This window comes from Streptococcus sp. ALY_211, from assembly GCF_058314555.1.
Genome location: NZ_JBZFUN010000001.1, coordinates 274,121 through 290,595, shown reverse-complemented (window position 1 = coordinate 290,595; position 16,475 = coordinate 274,121). Strand labels below are relative to the sequence as shown.

The following is a 16,475-nucleotide window of genomic DNA, read 5'->3' as shown; positions in this document are numbered from 1 at the left end:
TACCTCTCTTTCCTTATTCTTCTTCGGCATTGACTTTATCACCGATGTAATTAGAACTCAAAATAATAAAGACATAAGCCTGGATAGCACCAATAAAAGCTGAAAAGGCAACCCAGAGAATATTGATGGCAAATGCTATAGGCCATGCAAAGATTGACAGTGTAGCTAGTTTTAAAATAAGACCTGTAAGCACCTCACCAGAATAGATATTCCCGAAAAGTCGCAAGGCTAAGGAAGCAACATTGGTAAGTTGTTCAAGAATGTTCATTGGTAACATGGCAGGATAGGGACTGAGGAAACCTTTTAGGTAACCGCCTACTCCCTTCTTGCGAATCCCTTCAACATGGCAAACCAAAGCTATCAATAAAGAGAGTGTAAGGGTGACACCAAAATTAGAAGTTGGCGAGGTCCACAAATTATATTTCTCCGTCTTAATAGCGGTCAAAAGGCCGATATTATTAGCCGTAAAGACAAACGTAAAAACAACAAAGAGTAAAAGACCATAATTTTTTGTATAGCCCCCTAAATTATCTGAAATGGTACCATTTACAAATTCATAGAGGTATTCCAAAACATTTTGCTTCCCCTTAGGTCTGATTGACATTTTACGACTAGACCAAAAAACGAATAAAAACACAATAAGGACTGTCAAAAGAGAGATGGCTAAAATGGTCAAATCAAATTTGATACCGAAAATAGATACACTTGGATTAGTTTGTGTTTCCAAACCTTATCCCTCCTTCTTCTACTATGTTCATTATCCTACAGGTTAGCTACTACGAAGCTTAAACCAAAGAGAACGAAGAAGGTACCTTCAATAAAGGCAACCCCGATAAACATCAATGAACGAAGTTTGCTGAACATTTCTGGTTGGCGAGCGGCTGCCTTAGCAATATTGGCAACCAAGATACCTTCACCGATTGATACACCCATAACGGCAAGGCCGAGTGCTAAAACAGTTAAATGCATAGTAAAAATACTCCTTTAAAATTTTTTACCCACTAATTCTAGACCTATTCAATAAGAAAGTCAACGGTTTCAAAAGTAATAGCTCATTTTTCTGAAAACAGTTTGACCATTCCTACTCTTTTACCGTTTAAAGGGATAGCGAGTTATCTCACTATCCCTTTAATGCTCTATCACATACGGTCAGTTTCACTTGTTTTTTCCTCATCTGGAAAGTCCTCTAACTCATCAACTTCATGAGAAAATTTTTGGGCGATCGCCTCCATAGCTAAATCCTCTGTATCTAGAACCATTGCATCATCTGAGATTTCATCCGTGTCTGCAAAAAATTCAATATGATTCTTGAGATTTTCAAGAGTGATTGGCGCATCGCCTCCATACTCACCGTCCAGATTGATCATCATACGCTTATCCGTCAGGGGCTCGATATGTATCTTGCTCGTCTTGATATATTCAATACGAGGATCATCAATATGTTTGCCGCCCTGGATCAATTTGCTAGCCAGATGCGTAATGGCAAATAGATTAGCTGTTTTTACAATGATCAGAGTAAACATGCCGTCATCCAACTTAGCATCCGGCGCAATCGTCTCAAAGCCACCTACTGAATTGGTAATGGCCGCAAAGATCATAGAAGCATCCCCTTCGAAGACACCTTGGTCATGCGTAATCCTCACGGGAGCTGTACTCACACGCGGCAGTAACTCAACCCCCTTGACCAAGTAAGCAAGATAGCCAATCATGGTCTTAAGCTGGCTAGGGACACTGTAGGTCAGCTCTGTTAAGGTTCCAGCTGCAGCAATATTAATAAAATAAACATCATCCTGAGCACGGCCAATATCCATCTGGATCGTTTGATTCTTTCCAATCAACTTAGCGGCCTCAACAGGCTTCCCACGAGGAATTTTTAGGGCACGTGCAAGATCATTAGTTGTTCCTGTCGGAATGATAGCCATCTGTGGTCGCTTATCCAAAGGAGCAATACCGTTGACAACTTCATTAATGGTGCCATCACCACCTGCTGCGATGACCAAATCAAAATCTGCTTGAGCCGCACGTTTAGCTTCATTTTTGGCCGAATCTGGCTCAGGTGTTGTCTGGAAAGCAGACGTCTCATACCCAAATCCCTCCAGAATATCCAAGACCTGAGCAACATTTTTCTTCATAATTTCCTGGCCTGATGTCGGATTATAAATCAGACGTGCACGTTTTTGCGCCATAGTTTTCTCCTAACCTAAGGTAAACAAAAGACAATCTACCTATCAAAATCCTAATAGAAAGATAAAAGACTGTCGAAAATTTATAATGACTAAGAGATTTTCTCCTCATCATTAGCAATAGCCCCAGATATCATTGAAATAAGATACCAGCCACTCAACAAGCAAACTCGGTGGGGCTATGAAGTATATTTTTATACGATTACAGTTCTAGTAGCCAGGCTTCATCATGAATGGTAATTCCTAATTCTTGAGCCTTAGCCAACTTGGAGCCAGCATCCTCACCAGCAACGACCAGATCTGTTTTTTTAGAGACTGATGAAGTAACTTTTGCTCCCAGTCTTTCTAATTTTTCCTTCGCTTCTTTTCTGGACAAACTACTCAATTTACCAGTCAAAACAACCGTCTGATTGGATAAGACAGCATCTGCTGCCACCCGAAAACCTTGGTAGTTAAAGTTCAATCCCGCCTGACGCAGCTCCTCAACCAACTCAATCCCACCTTGGGTAGCAAAATAGTCCTTGAGCGACTTTGCGATAGACTGACCCAGATTATCAATAGCAGCAACTTCTTCAGGATCTGCTGCTATCAAGGCATCCAAACTGCCAAAATGCTCCATAAGTAACTGGCTGGCCTTGGCTCCAACATGACGGATCCCCAATCCAAACAGTAACTTATCAGCAGAATTTGCCTTAGAAGCTGCAATCGCTTGATAGAGTTTTTGAGCTGATTTTTTTTGGAAGCCTTCCAAACTTAAGAATTGCTCCTGACTGACCTGATAGAGATCAGCTACGTCCTCTACCAATCCAGCTTTATAAACCTTATCAATATTAGACGGACCAAGTCCTGTGATATTCATAGCATCTCGACTAGCAAAGTGAATTAATTTTTCTCTGATCTGGGCAGGACAGCGAGGATTCACACAGCGTAGAGCCACCTCATCTTCATAGTGGACTAACTCGCTATGGCAAGACGGGCAATGCTCTGGAATACACATGGGCTCTTGGTCCCTACGCTTTTCCATAAGGACATTTAAAACCGCTGGAATAATATCCCCAGCCTTATAGACAATCACTGTGTCTCCGATACGGATATCCTTGTCAGCGATATAATCAACATTGTGCAGAGTCGCACGACTGACCATCGTTCCAGCTAATTGCACTGGTGTCAGATTAGCCGTCGGAGTGACCACTCCAGTCCGTCCTACTGTCCAGTCAACAGATAGTATTTGTGCTTCTTTTTCCTCTGCTGGAAACTTATAGGCAATAGCCCAGCGTGGAGCCTTAGCTGTCATACCAAGCTCTTCCTGCATAGCTAAGCTATTAACCTTGATTACAATCCCATCGATATCATAGCCCAGCTGGTCACGCTCTGCCTGAACATCCTGAATAAAGTCCCAGATAACATCCATAGAGCTGGTTACTATCCGACGGGGATTGACCACAAATCCCAGTTTTTCAAAGCCTTCTAAAACATCAGCTTGAGTACTAAACTGAGTTTCTCCTGCCTCTTGATAAATAAAGGTAGCCAGCTGCCGCTCAGCAACAACCCTAGTATCTAGCTGCCTCAATGTGCCCGCTGCAGCATTTCGAGGATTAGCAAACTCCTCTAACCCCTCTTCTTGACGTTTAGCATTAATCGCTTGAAAAGAAACTCGTGGTAAATAGGCCTCTCCTCTAACCGTCAAACTCTCTTGATTAGGCAGTATCAAAGGGATATCCTTGATCCGTTTGAGGTTTTCTGTAATGTTTTCACCAACGGTCCCATCTCCACGTGTCGCACCAATCTCCAAGCGCCCCTCACGATAAGTCAGAGAAATAGAGAGCCCATCAATTTTCAATTCAGCCAGATAAGAGGCACTGGGAAATTCTGCCTTAATCCGGCGATCAAACTCGTCCAGCTCCTCACGTGAAAAAGCATCCTGCAAAGAAAACAGAGGGTATTCATGAGTATATTTTTCAAAGCCTTCCAGCACCACACCACCGACACGATGCGTAGGACTATCAGGCTGTATTAGTTCTGGATAATCCCTTTCTAAGTCTACAAGCTCTCTATAGAGCTTATCATACTGGGCATCAGAAATACTGGGATTATCATGCGTATAATAGTCATTAGCATAGCGATTGAGCTGAGCTACCAATTCTTTGATACGGTTTTCCATAAGTGTATTATAGCATGTCACCATAGGCTTGTTAAGCAAAAAAAGAAAGGAAGACACTATAAACCGTTATAGACTTAACGATCTGTGACCTTTCCTTTCTTAATTCGGATACAACTATTTCCTATTCCTATCCATCATCTCTTTTTTTGCAGATTTTATTTGGTCAAATCAATACGTTTAGCCAAAAGACTAATAATAGCACCACCAACCAAAAGAGACACTAATTCACCAATACCTGTTGTCAGCCAAGTTATGAAAAATGGTCCTTTGCCAACAACTGCCAATTCAGCGGCAATGACAAACATACTGAATGAAAACCAGAGACTAAACCAGAAAAAAGCCTTGTTGTAACCAAGAATAGTCTGATCCATATACTTTTTAAACAAGACAACACCCAGACTAACAAAAATAAAGGTTTGAGCACTTCCCACAAGAACATCTATCGAGGTAAAACTATATAAATTTGCCAAGGCACAACCGAGTGTCACGGCGATAATATATTTTGGCTTATAAAAAGCCAAGAAATTCAGCATTTCCGAAAGGCGGAACTGATAAACACCATAGCTGATGGCATTAAAAGGCGGAAAAGCCGTCAATATAAAGTAAAGAGCCGTCACAATAGAAATTTGAACAATATCACGCACTGTAAATGTCATAAATCCTTTGCCTCCTTTAATCCACTTGATCGCAATAATGGTATCAAGCTCTAATCATACAGCTCCACTAGTATAGCACAAGCTACTCTAAAAATAATGGAACTTGTTTTTACCTAGTTTGTACCAGCATTTTGTGTTAGACTAGAGCTATGAAACAGATTAAATCACTCATTCTTTTTTGCTGGAACAACGAAATTCTGAAATACCTCTTTTTCGGAGGACTAACAACCTTAGTTTACCTGATCAGTCGTGCTACTACCCTATTCCTCACAGGGCATCCCCTAGTCGCAACACCTGTTGCTAATGTCATTGCCATTATCTTCGCTTTCGTGACCAATGACATTTGGGTCTTCAACCAAAAACGACAAGGTTGGCATAAACGCTTTATGAAGTTTATCCCTGCTAGGTTAGTGACCATGGTCTTGGACTTTGGTATGACTTACATTTTTGTCACTCGTTTTCCTCATATCATCGGACAATTTGTCAATGACAATCTGCGTATCGTAGACCTTATCGTCGGACTGATCAGCCAGGTCCTCATTATCGTGCTCAACTATATCTTTAGCAAACTATTTGTTTTTCACGATAACAAATAAAATGTGGCACTTAAACATCATAAAAGGGGGAGGATTAAAATCCTCCCCCTTTTATGATCAATGATTTACTCCGCTTTGTTAATATCATCTTTTAATTGATCCACATTGAGCTTAGCAAAGAGATATTGACGATCTTGAACAGGAAAGCGCTGATCCAGCTGATCAACAGGTCCAACCTCGACACTGCCATCTGAAATGATAAAATCCATGACATGCCCACCAAAAGTATGGTCATCCGATAAAAAATGTAAATGATAGCCTGCCACACTCACACCATGAAACATTTCAGGAGTCCACAGGCCTACAATAGTCCCCTTAACATTTTCCCTGCGGTACTCTGGTTGCATGGTGGCAACTTCAGCAAAACGCTCCCCTCTCTTAGCTTTGGGGATCATGCGAACATGCATCTGCTTAAAGGTACCAGTTATTTTAATGGAACGAAAAAGATTAACCCCATCATAGTAAGACTCGATACGCTCCTCTAGCTCACGGTCTGTCATCTCAAAACGTTGTCGAAAGATAACTTCCGCTTGATGAGGGACAACAGCAGCATAAGGAACCTTAGCCTCCAGAGGGACCTCAACAATTTCTGGGACCTCTCCTGATCCTTTAGCTTGATAAGCTTTCCCATCTAATACAATCAACTCCCCATCGATAGAATCTAGGGTACCAATTCCTAAATCACCATGTTCAAGCAGCTCCCCAATAGTCATAGAGCCATCGTATAAGCCTGCCATCAAAGCACCCAACGTATTATACTGAAACAATTTGATCACATCTGCCACAGCTCAACCTCCTCCTTCTTGTCACAGTAAAGCACATAACTTTATGCTATGTCTCATCATCAGCCTTAAGCTAGGCAAATGATAAAGTCATATGCCTAGAACTAGTGATGCTCACCCCACTCTTGTCCTAAATTTTCACTGATCTAAAAGATCCAATATGGTCATATCATCAGGAACTATAGTCATATAACGCTCGGCAATCAAGCGTGAACGCTCCCCGTAACCGTACTCCCTAAGAAGAAAGGCATAATCATATAAGAATTCTGGGTTATCCTTAAGATCTTCTGACAGACTATTGTAGGCCTCGATAGCCCTTTCATCTTCCAATGCTTGATAAGCCTTAGCGATGTTCCACTTGGTTAAAGCGTTATCGATGTCTTCTTGGTCCAAAGCTACTACGTCTTCATAGCGTTCATCATCCAAATAAAGCGTACTCAAGCGTAAAAGGACCTCTTCAGCATCCTCTGCCAGATCCTTAGCACTGAGCAGGTAAAACTCAGCCATTTTAGCATCATGATTTTCATAAGATAATTGTGATGCTAAAAGCAAGAGCTGACTGTCATATTGATTTTTGGACAACCCTTGTTGAACCAACTTCAAGGCATCATCAATCTGATGCTCTTCATGTAAGGATAGGGCGTAAATGTATTCATAGCCTTCAAAATCAGGATTCATAGTATCTAGCTGTTTAAAGTGAAGATTAGCCTTTTGGTACTCTCCTTGATCGTACAAAATAGTCGCTAGCTCAAAGACAGTAGCATCATCGTATTCAATTTCAACCGCCTTTTCTAGAAACTCTACGGCCGCTTCAAATTTACCCATACTAGCATAGCACAATCCAATCCGCTGATAAGTGGACACACCAGTAGTGATGAGAATTTCCCGATTATCAAGTCTGGCATAAGCCTGGATAGCCTCCTCAAAATTACCTAATTGGCTATCTAACTCAGCTAAACCAAAAATAATTAAGGGATCTTGGCTAATCTGACTCGCTACTAAAAGCTTTTCACGTGCCACATCCGTCAAACCTTCCATATCATAGAGGTCAGCCATGACTAATAGAGATGGTACATAGGACTCATCCTCTGGCTTAATAGTATCCAGATAAGAAAAAGCCTCCTCAATATCACCATCTTCAGCAGCAATTTGAGCCAGATTGATATTAACTTCCGGAAAATCAAAACGCTCTTTGAGATAGATTTCTTTAGCCTGAGGAAAAAAACCGATGCTTTCTAAGTACTGTGCTAATGATAAGAGCGTATCTGAATCATCTTCTAAAAGCGCACGTTTAAAATACTTATTGGCTCTCCCTAGATCTTGTTGATCCAGAGAAGCAATCATCTTTTCACTATTCAGCATGAGATTCCCCCTCACTTTCTTCCTGATAAAGCCCACTAAATTCACGGTACCAGTCAAAGATTTCCTTGATAACAACTCGAACGGAAGCATAGACAGGGATACCTAGCAGGACACCCCAAACACCAAAGACAGATCCAGAAGCTAGGAGGATAAATAAAATCATAATCGGATGGATACTCAACTTACTGCCAAGAACCAAAGGCGATACAAACCGTCCCTCAATAGTCTGTTCAATGGTAAAGACAATGGCTACCTTGGCAAGCATCCAGGGACCATTTACCAAAGCTAAAATAACGACCGGGATCATAGCCAAGAAACTTCCTAAATAGGGAATCATATTGAGCACACCTGCTACTATCCCCAAGGTCACTGCATAAGGTAAACCGATAATGGAAAAAAGAATGGCAAACATAATACCAACAATTATAGCAACCACTACCTGTCCCTGTACAAACCCCTGCCACTGACTATTAATATCACTGAGCACACGAGACACTGGAGTGCGCCAGGCAACTGGAACAATCTTCAAAATATTTCCCTTTAACTTATCACTGTCTCTTAAGAGGTAAAAAACAATAAAAGGGGTCATGATGATAGCAACTGCTACCCTAGTCACCGCACTAGCAAAATCACCAGCCCAAGAAATAAAGTTTTTTGAGAAATTTTCAGCATAGTCAACAGCCTTGCTGCTGGAGTTATTGATCCACTCTTCTAGTTGAGGACGCATAGGCTCGAGACGCTCATTTTCTAGAATCTTAGTCATCTGCTTCTCCATGCTTTGAATATAGTCAGGAAGATTTTTCACAAAAGACATCATCTGCTCTTGCAACATGGGAAAAAGATTAGCACCTCCCCATACCAAGAGGGCTGCAAATATCAAATAAATCAAGCTGATAGCTATGGTACGATTGACATGGCAATATTTTTCTACTAAAAGGACCAAAGGTTTCAGCAAGTAATAAAAAAGAATCGAGATCACCATTGGCAGCAGTAAAACCGCAATAAAGCCAGCAATGGCAAAAAAGATAAACCCAATACGAGTCAAAAGATAAAGGGTTAAAAAAGTTAAAAAGCTGATAACCATAGCACTGACAAAACGATTATCTAGTACCCATTTGTAAAACCAGCTATCTGTAAAATTTGTATTTTTTTTATGCATCATGGCTCCCATCATTCATAAAATGTGACTTGCTTATCGACCAACTTCCCAGTCTTATCATAGCTAAACTTAGCCGAGAAGAAAGGACTATCTTCAAGAATCCACTTAAAGAGTTCATAATCCCCCTGCCAGGTTGGTTTAGATAAGACTTGATCATAGGGGACCCATGCCAAGGTTCCTTCTCGGGAGTCCTGGTCTGAAATCAACTCGCCTTCAAACGCAGTCACCTTAAAGACATAGGTATACCAATCATGCCCAGGTGTAAACTCAGGAAAGGTTACCATCCCCCTAAAATCCATTTGTCTGACCCGTAGATGCGTTTCCTCATAGATCTCCCGAATAGCGCATTCTTCTGGTGTTTCTCCAGCTTCCAGCTTCCCTCCAACAGAGATCCACTTACCCATATGGACATCATTTGGCTTTTTGTTACGCAACATGAGCAAGAGCTCTTTTCCATTATCAATATAGCAGATTGTAGCTTGTTTGGTCATTTAACTTTCCTTCTATAGCTTTGCCATCTATTCTAGCAAAAATTTACCGGTTTCGGTTAAGTTAAATAACTTTATTTAAATAACCAAAACAATCTATTTAAAAACGTATCTTTCTTGTCTTTTTTGACTAGATTGACAGATCTCAACTATGATTTTTCACCAGTCATAGTCTGGCGAATCTCACAAAACATGCTATAATTTTTATCATGAAGAACCCTCCTCATCAGAAGTATTTTATCCCCTAATCAAGCTAGAAATCTACTCTCTGACAAGCAACTGGATATAAAAGGAGTAACCATGGTACATCTCTATTTTGGTAGTTATACTAAACGCCTCTCTCAAGGAATTTATCGGGCGGATTTTGATCCTGCTACTGGAGAATTATCCAATCTCGAGCTTCTATCTAAACAGACCAACCCTACCTACCTAGCCTTTACTAAAAATCACCAGTTAGTTACAGTCGCTAATGAACAGGGGCAAGGAGGCATTCGTGTGCTTAATGATAACTTGGACCTCTCAACCCAAGCCCTCGAAACTGGACCTGCTCCTTGTCATATTAGTGTCGATAACAAGCAAAATCTCATTATGACAGCTAATTACCATACCGGCGAGGGACTGATTTACCAACTGTTAGATGATGGACACTTGCATCTTCTTCATCGTATCAAAGAAAAAGGGCAAGGCCCTCATCCTGATCAAGAACACTCCAGAATCCACTTCATTGGATTGACGCCGGATCGCTATATCATCACTTGCAATCTAGGAACTGATCACCTAACAACTTACAAACTGAGTAAGAACCTTAAAGAGCTGACCAAGATTCAGTCCTTGGCGCTTCCGTCTGGTTCAGGACCACGTCATCTAGCTTATCACGCTATTTTTAAACACATCTTTGTCGTCAATGAACTAGATTCAACCATTCATAATATTTTGTACCAAGGTTGTGGTGACATTGAAATTTTCCAAACAATTTCTTGCCTACCAGAAGACTATCTAGGAGATAATGCTGCAGCCGCTATAGAAACAACAAAAGATGGCCGCTACATTTACGTCTCAAATCGCGGCCATAACTCCATTGCTATTTTCAAGTTTGCTCTAGACGGCTATATCCACCTACTAGAAGTCATTCCAACCCATGGCCAAATTCCCAGAGATTTCTGCCTAACTGACGATGAGAAATATCTCATTGTCACCCACCAAGACAGTGATAATGTCACGGTCTTCAAGCGTCATGCTGATACAGGGCGCCTCGAGGAAATCAGCCATGACTTCACAGTCCCAGAAGGAGTCTGTATTATACAGGGCTAGCCTCAAAGTATTGCAAGCATTTTAATATCTCATTTGGCATAAGTATGATTTAATAGCATTATCACAATAGGAAGAGAGAAAACAATGAATCCATTAGAATTATTTGATCAAGTAAAAGAGATGATCGCTAAGAAGGATTTCTCAGCTGCACAAGATTTTATCAATGATAACAAAGATAATCTGGGAAATTACTTTGAACAAGCACAGGACCTACTGACCAATGCTCAGGGAGCAAGTGGTATCCTAGATAGTATCAAAGGACTATTCTCAAAAAAATAGGTACAAATAAGGCTGGGATATAAGTTCCCAGCCCTATTTATTTAGTCCATTTTATCGGCTAGGCAAAGCCAGCCTCATTTTCAGGCGCCCCCTTAAACAATCCACTGGACTGTTTAAGGACTGTGCACGTGGTAGCTCTGGTGTGGGAGCTCTACCTGATCCTAAAAATTAAGAGAGGGGGGACAATCCATAAACCGTGCTAAAATCACAATCTATGGATTTCTATCCCCCTCTCTTTTAATATAGTCACCAATAGGGTAATCCCTTAAATTCAGTAGACCTGGTCTATTTATCAGGACTTCTACCAATTCCTTAGCCATAAGAGGACCGACAGTCAAGCCAGAGGAACCTAATCCACTGGCAGCAAACACACCTTCAAGACCAGGAACCGGGCCGTAAACGGGTAAAAAATCAGGAGTATAAGCCCTAATTCCGACACGAGAACTGACCTTATCTGCTTGATCTAAAGCTGGAAAGAATCCCTTGGCTTGATTTTCCAAAGATTCTAAAACCTCTAAATCCAAACTAAGATCATAGCCACGATCATTTTCATGACTCGCCCCAACAGAGATCTTACCACCTCTAAAAGGAATAATATCAATTTCGCCATCTGGCATCACCACTGGTAATTGATCACTCTCTAACTCATTAAAATAATAATCACTGAGTTGACCCTTTTGCGGCTGAATATCCACCTGATATCCCAAAGGTACTAGCATATCGGGCAACCAAGCACCAACCGCTAGAATAATACGATCATAGCACTGACCATCAATCTGATAGCCGTCTGATAAAACTGTAAGATCTACCTTTTTATGAACTACTGGACTCTTACTAGCTTGTAGAAGAGTCTGGGTCAGTTCAGCGCCCTCAACACGTGCCCCACCAGAAGCGTATAGTAATTTTTCAAATCCGGTTAATCCTGGAAACTCTTGCTCAACTTCTGAGCGCATTTTTAGCGACAGCTCACCAATGAGAGGAGATTCCCGGCGCCGCTCCCTAGCTAGATCATACAACTCCTCAAGCCTATCCTCACGTTTTTTGATCAGATAAACACCTGTTTGTTGATAAAAGTCTGTAGCATAACCATCATTCTCTAAATCACTGATCAGTGTCTGGTAAAAGTCCGCTCCCATCCTAGCTAGACGGTACCAAGTCTGATTACGACGCTTAGAAAACCAAGGACTAATAATTCCAGCAGCAGCCTTGGTTGCCTGTCCATAGCCATGATCATAGACGGTGATGTCCAGATCCTTTTCCTTTGACAAATAATAGGCAGCAGTAGCTCCAACTATACCTGCTCCCACAACAGCTACTCGCATTTTTCGCTCCTATCCTAGCGCAACGTCCATTACCATCATGATAACAAATCCCAGCATAAGTCCCAGTGTTGCAATATCTGTATTACCATTGCCCTGAGATTCAGGAATCAGCTCCTCAACAACCACAAAGATCATGGCACCTGCCGCAAAAGACAAGGCATAAGGCAAAATGGGCATCATCAATACCACAAGACCAGCACCCAAGACAGCACCAATAGGCTCCACAATAGCAGACATAGAGCCTAGATAGAAGGCCCGCATACGAGACTGCCCATCCGCCCTAATAGGAATAGACAAGGCAGCACCTTCTGGGATATTCTGAAGTCCAATACCGATGGCTAAACCAATAGCTCCCATCAGAGCAGCTTGCCCTAGATGACCACCTGCTAAGGCACCAAAGGTTACACCTACTGCTAATCCTTCAGGAAAGTTATGAATAGTGATAGCTAGAAATAACAGCGTCGTCTTAGACAGCTTCTTCTGCGGTTTGAGACCTTCTGCTTGACTGATATCATCCTTATCTAAATGCAAATGAGGAACCAGGGCATCGATCAAACGAAGCATCAAGCCTCCTGCTAAAAAACCAACAGCTGCTGGAATCCAAGACCAAATACCATAATCCTTCTGGGAATAGCTAATAGAAGGCTCTAATAAGGACCAAAATGAGGCAGCTATCATGACACCTGCTGCAAATCCCATCATTGTATCAAGCAAACGACGGCTAATATGCTTAAAGAAAAAGACAATTGCTGCTCCCAATATCGTACAGCCCCAAGTAAATAAACCAGCTAACAGAGCTAGTAAAACAACATTTTGTGATAAAATCCACGTCATTATAATCCTCTTTCTAGAGATAACTGAATGGATTAGTCGAAGACTGACTAGCTATCAGGTCAACCTGCCAGTTATAAGATAACTTCCACTCAGTCATTTTTTCAATCAATTTTTCAATAAAAAGTGCTTCAATATGATGACCTGGATCAATGGCATATAAACCCTGAGTCAGCATATCCTGAGCAGTATGATAATAAATATCCCCTGTAATCAAAACATCAGCTTCCTTAGCTAGAGCATCTGGATAGAAACTTTGACCGCTACCGCCACAAATAGCAACTCGCTCAATTTGAGGATTTGCCCCGTCATAGCGCACCAAACGCACACTATCAAGACCAAAAACAGACTTAACCCTGGTCGAGAGATCCTCTAAACTCATGGGAGATATGGATCCAATACGCCCAATACCATAACCCTCTTGAGTAGCATGTAAAGGCTTAGTATCCTTAATATCTAACAAGTCACAGAACCAATCATTTAGCCCATCAGGAACAATATCAATATTGGTATGGCTGACATAGACCGCAATATCATGTTTAACCAGATCTAAAAGTCCATCGCTTTGAGGCGTGCTGACTAAATTTTTTAAAGGTTTAAAAATCGGAGCATGCTTGGTAATAATTAAGTCTACTCCCTTGTCGATGGCCTCAGCTACAGTAGCTTCACGAACATCTAAGGTCACCATAACCCTATCAATATCCTTATCTAAACTGCCAATTTGAAGACCCGAAATATCTCCTTCCATGGACAATTCCTGGGGACAATAAGCCTCATAAGCAGCAATAAAATCACGCGCTTTCACCTGAAAGAACCTCCTTAATCATAGCTATCTTGGTCTTAATAACTTGCCTTGCCTCTGGATTAGTTTCAGGAACCTTCCCTAGAGCTAGCTCCAACTTGTTTAGCTCTCTTTGCCAACGCCTCGTAAAAACGAAGGACTGCTCCTGCCATAAAAAAGGCCCAAAGCGTAATTCTTTTTCCGAGAGCTCCATTCTCCCATGCTCAGCAACCAAGATCTCATAAAATTTATCATTTTCAGTCATGATTTTCTCCGCTACTAGAGAAAAACCATGTTGGCTCAGCCACCGCCTCAAATCATCTTCGCAATTGTTAGGTTGAAGAATCAAGCGCTGAATGCAGTCTAGCTTATCCTGTCCCTGTTCTAAAATATCAGCGATCAGGCGCCCCCCCATTCCACAGATGCTAATCACATCAACACTATCACTAGGATCAAAGGCTCTCAAGCCATCCGCTAACCGAACTTCTATAGATTCTCTAAAGCCATACTGAGTAATATTAGCTAAAGCAGCCTGATAGGGCCCTTTAGCTACTTCACTAGCAATCGCCCAGTCAATCAAACCCTTTTGCAGAGCAAAAAGAGGCAGATAAGCATGGTCACTGCCAACATCTAGTAATATACTCCCTTTAGGAATAAAAGCTGCAACATCGCGCAGACGTTGTGATAATATCGTTTCCATAATAATTTCATTATACCAAAAAAGCCCCCTAATTGGGACCAAGCAAGTTAAGCTAGCACTAACCAGCAGAAACGAACTGTTTGACTGCCCAAAAAGATGAGCTAAAGGCTCTGTCAGCCTATTCGCTCCAAAGATTCATAGCATTTAAGAAATCATCCGATACCTGAACCTTGTTTGGATTAGACTGATTTCTCTCCTGGCGCCGCTCTTCGATTTGACGCACCGTAGTAATACCATCTTGGCGCCAGCGCCTCAAAATAGCCGTAAGATATTTCCAATTACGTTTACTATTAAATACACTTTCTTTTAGAGCTTCTCGGATAAGATCTGGACTGATCTCATCTTCCCGTACATATTTTTGCAGGTCTTCAAGCTCAAACGGTGTCAGCATCCAGCCAGATTTTTCAAAGTCATCTAATAAAAGCTGAAATTCATTGGCATCTAGAGCTGGCTTAGTCTGAACTAGTGATCCTTTATCATCTGCCAACAAGTCATCCAAGCGTTTTAAAGCAGGGCTTGCATCAAAAATAATATCCGTTTCACCATCCAACTCAATGGTTTTCATCACCAATAATTCTTGACCAGTTAGATTGGTAATAGCAGAATTGACCTCTGCCACAGTTTTTCCCAGTGCCTCTGCTATACGACTGGATGGCATATCTTCAATATTAGTAGTATTTTGAAGATAGAAAAACAGCCAAACCAGATAATCATCGCTGCTAGAAAAAATATCTTTATAGTGAAACAATAGGGCACTGGGTAAGACTAGATTACCTGATTGAAAATTCTCTAAATAGCTCATATATCCTCTCTGCTAGAAACTAGCTAGACAGACTCAAAAAGGTCTGAGTCAAGCTCTCTAACTAGTCCATCATTATAAACATCCAAAATTTGCGGTTGATAAGGCCAAATCTTCTAAATGATAAGGGGTTTCCTGATACACACCGTAATTCAACCAGTTTGAAAAGAATGTCGTCGCCACCAAACTCCAGCGTAACATAGGCGTTTGTTGAGGATTATCCTCAGGAAAGTAATTTTCAGGAAGACTGGGATGCTTCCCAGCAGCTAAATCACGATCGTATTCCTTTTTTAAGGTATCACGATCATACTCCAGATGGCCAAAGCTATAGATCTCCCGCAAATCCCGACTAGCTAAAATTGATAGACCAACCTGCTCACCCTTAGCCAAGATCTGCAAATTCGTTTTATTTCGTACATCCGATTCTAAAATATCCGTATGACGAGAATGAGGCGCTAAAAATTGATCATCAAAACCTCTCATCAGGGGGGATAAAGGCTCTGTAACCTCTTGCTGATAGATCCCAGATAACTTATGGGACATCTTCACCTTATCAACACCGTAATGGTAATACAAACCAGCTTGAGCTCCCCAACAAAGATGTAGGGTCGAATAAACATGCGTCTTTTTCCATTCAAAAATCTGAGTCAACTCTGACCAATAGTCTACCTGCTCAAAAGGCAAAGTTTCGACTGGAGCCCCAGTAATGATCAATCCGTCATAATAATTATCCTGAATATCCTCAAAAGTCTTGTAAAATGTCTCAAGATGCTCCAGTTTAGTATTTTTAGACGCATGCGTCGCCATATGGATGAAGTCTAACTTTAATTGCAAGGGAGTGTTGGATAGATACCTCAAGAGCTGTGCTTCCGTCACTTCCTTAGTCGGCATAAGATTCACGATCAAAACCTTGATAGGACGAATTTCTTGAGTGTCTGCTCGCTTATCATCCATAACGAAGATATTTTCTTTTTTTAACGCATCAACCGCTGGTAATTTTTTATCTAAAGTAATCGGCATCAAAATATCCCCCGTTCTATGATAGTCTAACCTATTATAGGACAT

At 41.3% G+C, this 16,475-nt stretch carries 18 protein-coding genes; 3 read left to right on the top strand and 15 right to left on the bottom strand.

Annotation, left to right across the window (positions count from 1 at the left end; genetic code table 11):
- Positions 1-13: 13 nt before the first annotated feature.
- From atpB to AC4HAJ_RS01355, 5 genes are all read right to left on the bottom strand, one after another.
- Positions 14-727: a F0F1 ATP synthase subunit A gene (atpB, locus tag AC4HAJ_RS01375; protein WP_491078356.1), complete on the bottom strand. Its 714-nt coding sequence runs from the start codon at positions 725-727 to the stop codon at positions 14-16.
- A 35-nt stretch (positions 728-762) separates the two neighbouring features.
- Positions 763-969 carry a F0F1 ATP synthase subunit C gene (locus AC4HAJ_RS01370; RefSeq protein ID WP_002997972.1) on the bottom strand — a complete coding sequence of 69 codons (207 nt, stop codon included), beginning with the start codon at positions 967-969 and terminating at the stop codon, positions 763-765.
- A gap of 170 nt (positions 970-1,139) precedes the next feature.
- A complete protein-coding gene (locus AC4HAJ_RS01365) occupies positions 1,140-2,186 on the bottom strand; it encodes a diacylglycerol kinase (RefSeq protein ID WP_491078355.1) in 1,047 nt (348 codons plus the stop codon).
- A 199-nt stretch (positions 2,187-2,385) separates the two neighbouring features.
- Complete coding sequence (ligA, locus tag AC4HAJ_RS01360) at positions 2,386-4,344, bottom strand: NAD-dependent DNA ligase LigA (protein ID WP_491078354.1); 1,959 nt, start codon at positions 4,342-4,344, stop codon at positions 2,386-2,388.
- 155 nt (positions 4,345-4,499) lie between these two features.
- Positions 4,500-5,000, bottom strand: coding sequence for a QueT transporter family protein (locus AC4HAJ_RS01355; protein WP_491078353.1), 501 nt, complete (start codon positions 4,998-5,000; stop codon positions 4,500-4,502).
- Positions 5,001-5,149: 149 nt separating this feature from the next.
- On the opposite strand from AC4HAJ_RS01355, the gene AC4HAJ_RS01350 reads away from it, so the two are divergent.
- A complete protein-coding gene (locus AC4HAJ_RS01350; RefSeq protein WP_491078352.1) occupies positions 5,150-5,596 on the top strand; it encodes a GtrA family protein in 447 nt (148 codons plus the stop codon).
- A 65-nt stretch (positions 5,597-5,661) separates the two neighbouring features.
- Here AC4HAJ_RS01350 and budA read toward each other — a convergent pair whose 3' ends face one another.
- The 4 genes from budA to AC4HAJ_RS01330 form a co-directional block, all read right to left on the bottom strand.
- Positions 5,662-6,381, bottom strand: coding sequence for an acetolactate decarboxylase (budA, locus tag AC4HAJ_RS01345; RefSeq protein ID WP_491078351.1), 720 nt, complete (start codon positions 6,379-6,381; stop codon positions 5,662-5,664).
- A 135-nt stretch (positions 6,382-6,516) separates the two neighbouring features.
- On the bottom strand, positions 6,517-7,740 hold the full coding sequence (locus AC4HAJ_RS01340) for a tetratricopeptide repeat protein (protein ID WP_491078350.1): 1,224 nt from the start codon (positions 7,738-7,740) through the stop codon (positions 6,517-6,519).
- The gene (locus AC4HAJ_RS01335; protein ID WP_491078483.1) at positions 7,730-8,899 is read right to left on the bottom strand and encodes an AI-2E family transporter; all 1,170 of its coding nucleotides are present in this window, start codon (positions 8,897-8,899) and stop codon (positions 7,730-7,732) included. The genes AC4HAJ_RS01340 and AC4HAJ_RS01335 overlap by 11 nt, the downstream gene beginning before the upstream one ends.
- A gap of 11 nt (positions 8,900-8,910) precedes the next feature.
- Positions 8,911-9,390, bottom strand: a complete 480-nt coding sequence (locus tag AC4HAJ_RS01330; protein ID WP_491078349.1) for an NUDIX hydrolase — start codon at positions 9,388-9,390, stop codon at positions 8,911-8,913.
- 297 nt (positions 9,391-9,687) lie between these two features.
- Here AC4HAJ_RS01330 and AC4HAJ_RS01325 point away from each other — a divergent pair, with 297 nt between their 5' ends.
- On the top strand, positions 9,688-10,698 hold the full coding sequence (locus AC4HAJ_RS01325; RefSeq protein WP_491078348.1) for a lactonase family protein: 1,011 nt from the start codon (positions 9,688-9,690) through the stop codon (positions 10,696-10,698).
- An 84-nt stretch (positions 10,699-10,782) separates the two neighbouring features.
- Complete coding sequence (locus tag AC4HAJ_RS01320; protein WP_491078347.1) at positions 10,783-10,977, top strand: hypothetical protein; 195 nt, start codon at positions 10,783-10,785, stop codon at positions 10,975-10,977.
- Between the two features lie 212 nt (positions 10,978-11,189).
- On the opposite strand, the gene AC4HAJ_RS01315 is transcribed toward AC4HAJ_RS01320, so the two are convergent.
- The 6 genes from AC4HAJ_RS01315 to metA all read right to left on the bottom strand — a co-directional run bounded on the left by AC4HAJ_RS01315 (position 11,190) and on the right by metA (position 16,430).
- Positions 11,190-12,299: an NAD(P)/FAD-dependent oxidoreductase gene (locus tag AC4HAJ_RS01315; RefSeq protein ID WP_491078346.1), complete on the bottom strand. Its 1,110-nt coding sequence runs from the start codon at positions 12,297-12,299 to the stop codon at positions 11,190-11,192.
- Positions 12,300-12,308: 9 nt separating this feature from the next.
- A complete protein-coding gene (locus tag AC4HAJ_RS01310; RefSeq protein WP_491078345.1) occupies positions 12,309-13,133 on the bottom strand; it encodes a ZIP family metal transporter in 825 nt (274 codons plus the stop codon).
- 13 nt (positions 13,134-13,146) lie between these two features.
- Positions 13,147-13,935, bottom strand: a complete 789-nt coding sequence (locus tag AC4HAJ_RS01305; protein WP_491078344.1) for a Nif3-like dinuclear metal center hexameric protein — start codon at positions 13,933-13,935, stop codon at positions 13,147-13,149.
- Complete coding sequence (locus tag AC4HAJ_RS01300; RefSeq protein WP_491078343.1) at positions 13,922-14,611, bottom strand: tRNA (adenine(22)-N(1))-methyltransferase; 690 nt, start codon at positions 14,609-14,611, stop codon at positions 13,922-13,924. The genes AC4HAJ_RS01305 and AC4HAJ_RS01300 overlap by 14 nt, the downstream gene beginning before the upstream one ends.
- Positions 14,612-14,729: 118 nt before the next feature.
- Positions 14,730-15,413 carry a DnaD domain-containing protein gene (locus tag AC4HAJ_RS01295; RefSeq protein ID WP_491078342.1) on the bottom strand — a complete coding sequence of 228 codons (684 nt, stop codon included), beginning with the start codon at positions 15,411-15,413 and terminating at the stop codon, positions 14,730-14,732.
- 72 nt (positions 15,414-15,485) lie between these two features.
- Positions 15,486-16,430 (bottom strand): homoserine O-acetyltransferase MetA, encoded by a 945-nt coding sequence (gene metA, locus AC4HAJ_RS01290; RefSeq protein WP_491078341.1) that lies wholly within the window; start codon positions 16,428-16,430, stop codon positions 15,486-15,488.
- Between the last annotated feature and the right edge of the window lie 45 nt (positions 16,431-16,475).

Bases quoted from the DNA above. Each gene is read 5' to 3' on its own strand.
- AC4HAJ_RS01370 (WP_002997972.1), bottom strand. From the start codon at position 969: ATGCATTTAACTGTTTTAGCACTCGGCCTTGCCGTTATGGGTGTATCA.
- AC4HAJ_RS01365 (WP_491078355.1), bottom strand. From the start codon at position 2,186: ATGGCGCAAAAACGTGCACGTCTGATTTATAATCCGACATCAGGCCAG.
- ligA (WP_491078354.1), bottom strand. From the start codon at position 4,344: ATGGAAAACCGTATCAAAGAATTGGTAGCTCAGCTCAATCGCTATGCT.
- AC4HAJ_RS01355 (WP_491078353.1), bottom strand. From the start codon at position 5,000: ATGACATTTACAGTGCGTGATATTGTTCAAATTTCTATTGTGACGGCT.
- AC4HAJ_RS01350 (WP_491078352.1), top strand. From the start codon at position 5,150: ATGAAACAGATTAAATCACTCATTCTTTTTTGCTGGAACAACGAAATT.
- AC4HAJ_RS01340 (WP_491078350.1), bottom strand. From the start codon at position 7,740: ATGCTGAATAGTGAAAAGATGATTGCTTCTCTGGATCAACAAGATCTA.
- AC4HAJ_RS01335 (WP_491078483.1), bottom strand. From the start codon at position 8,899: ATGCATAAAAAAAATACAAATTTTACAGATAGCTGGTTTTACAAATGG.
- AC4HAJ_RS01330 (WP_491078349.1), bottom strand. From the start codon at position 9,390: ATGACCAAACAAGCTACAATCTGCTATATTGATAATGGAAAAGAGCTC.
- AC4HAJ_RS01325 (WP_491078348.1), top strand. From the start codon at position 9,688: ATGGTACATCTCTATTTTGGTAGTTATACTAAACGCCTCTCTCAAGGA.
- AC4HAJ_RS01320 (WP_491078347.1), top strand. From the start codon at position 10,783: ATGAATCCATTAGAATTATTTGATCAAGTAAAAGAGATGATCGCTAAG.
- AC4HAJ_RS01315 (WP_491078346.1), bottom strand. From the start codon at position 12,299: ATGCGAGTAGCTGTTGTGGGAGCAGGTATAGTTGGAGCTACTGCTGCC.
- AC4HAJ_RS01310 (WP_491078345.1), bottom strand. From the start codon at position 13,133: ATGACGTGGATTTTATCACAAAATGTTGTTTTACTAGCTCTGTTAGCT.
- AC4HAJ_RS01300 (WP_491078343.1), bottom strand. From the start codon at position 14,611: ATGGAAACGATATTATCACAACGTCTGCGCGATGTTGCAGCTTTTATT.
- AC4HAJ_RS01295 (WP_491078342.1), bottom strand. From the start codon at position 15,413: ATGAGCTATTTAGAGAATTTTCAATCAGGTAATCTAGTCTTACCCAGT.
- metA (WP_491078341.1), bottom strand. From the start codon at position 16,430: ATGCCGATTACTTTAGATAAAAAATTACCAGCGGTTGATGCGTTAAAA.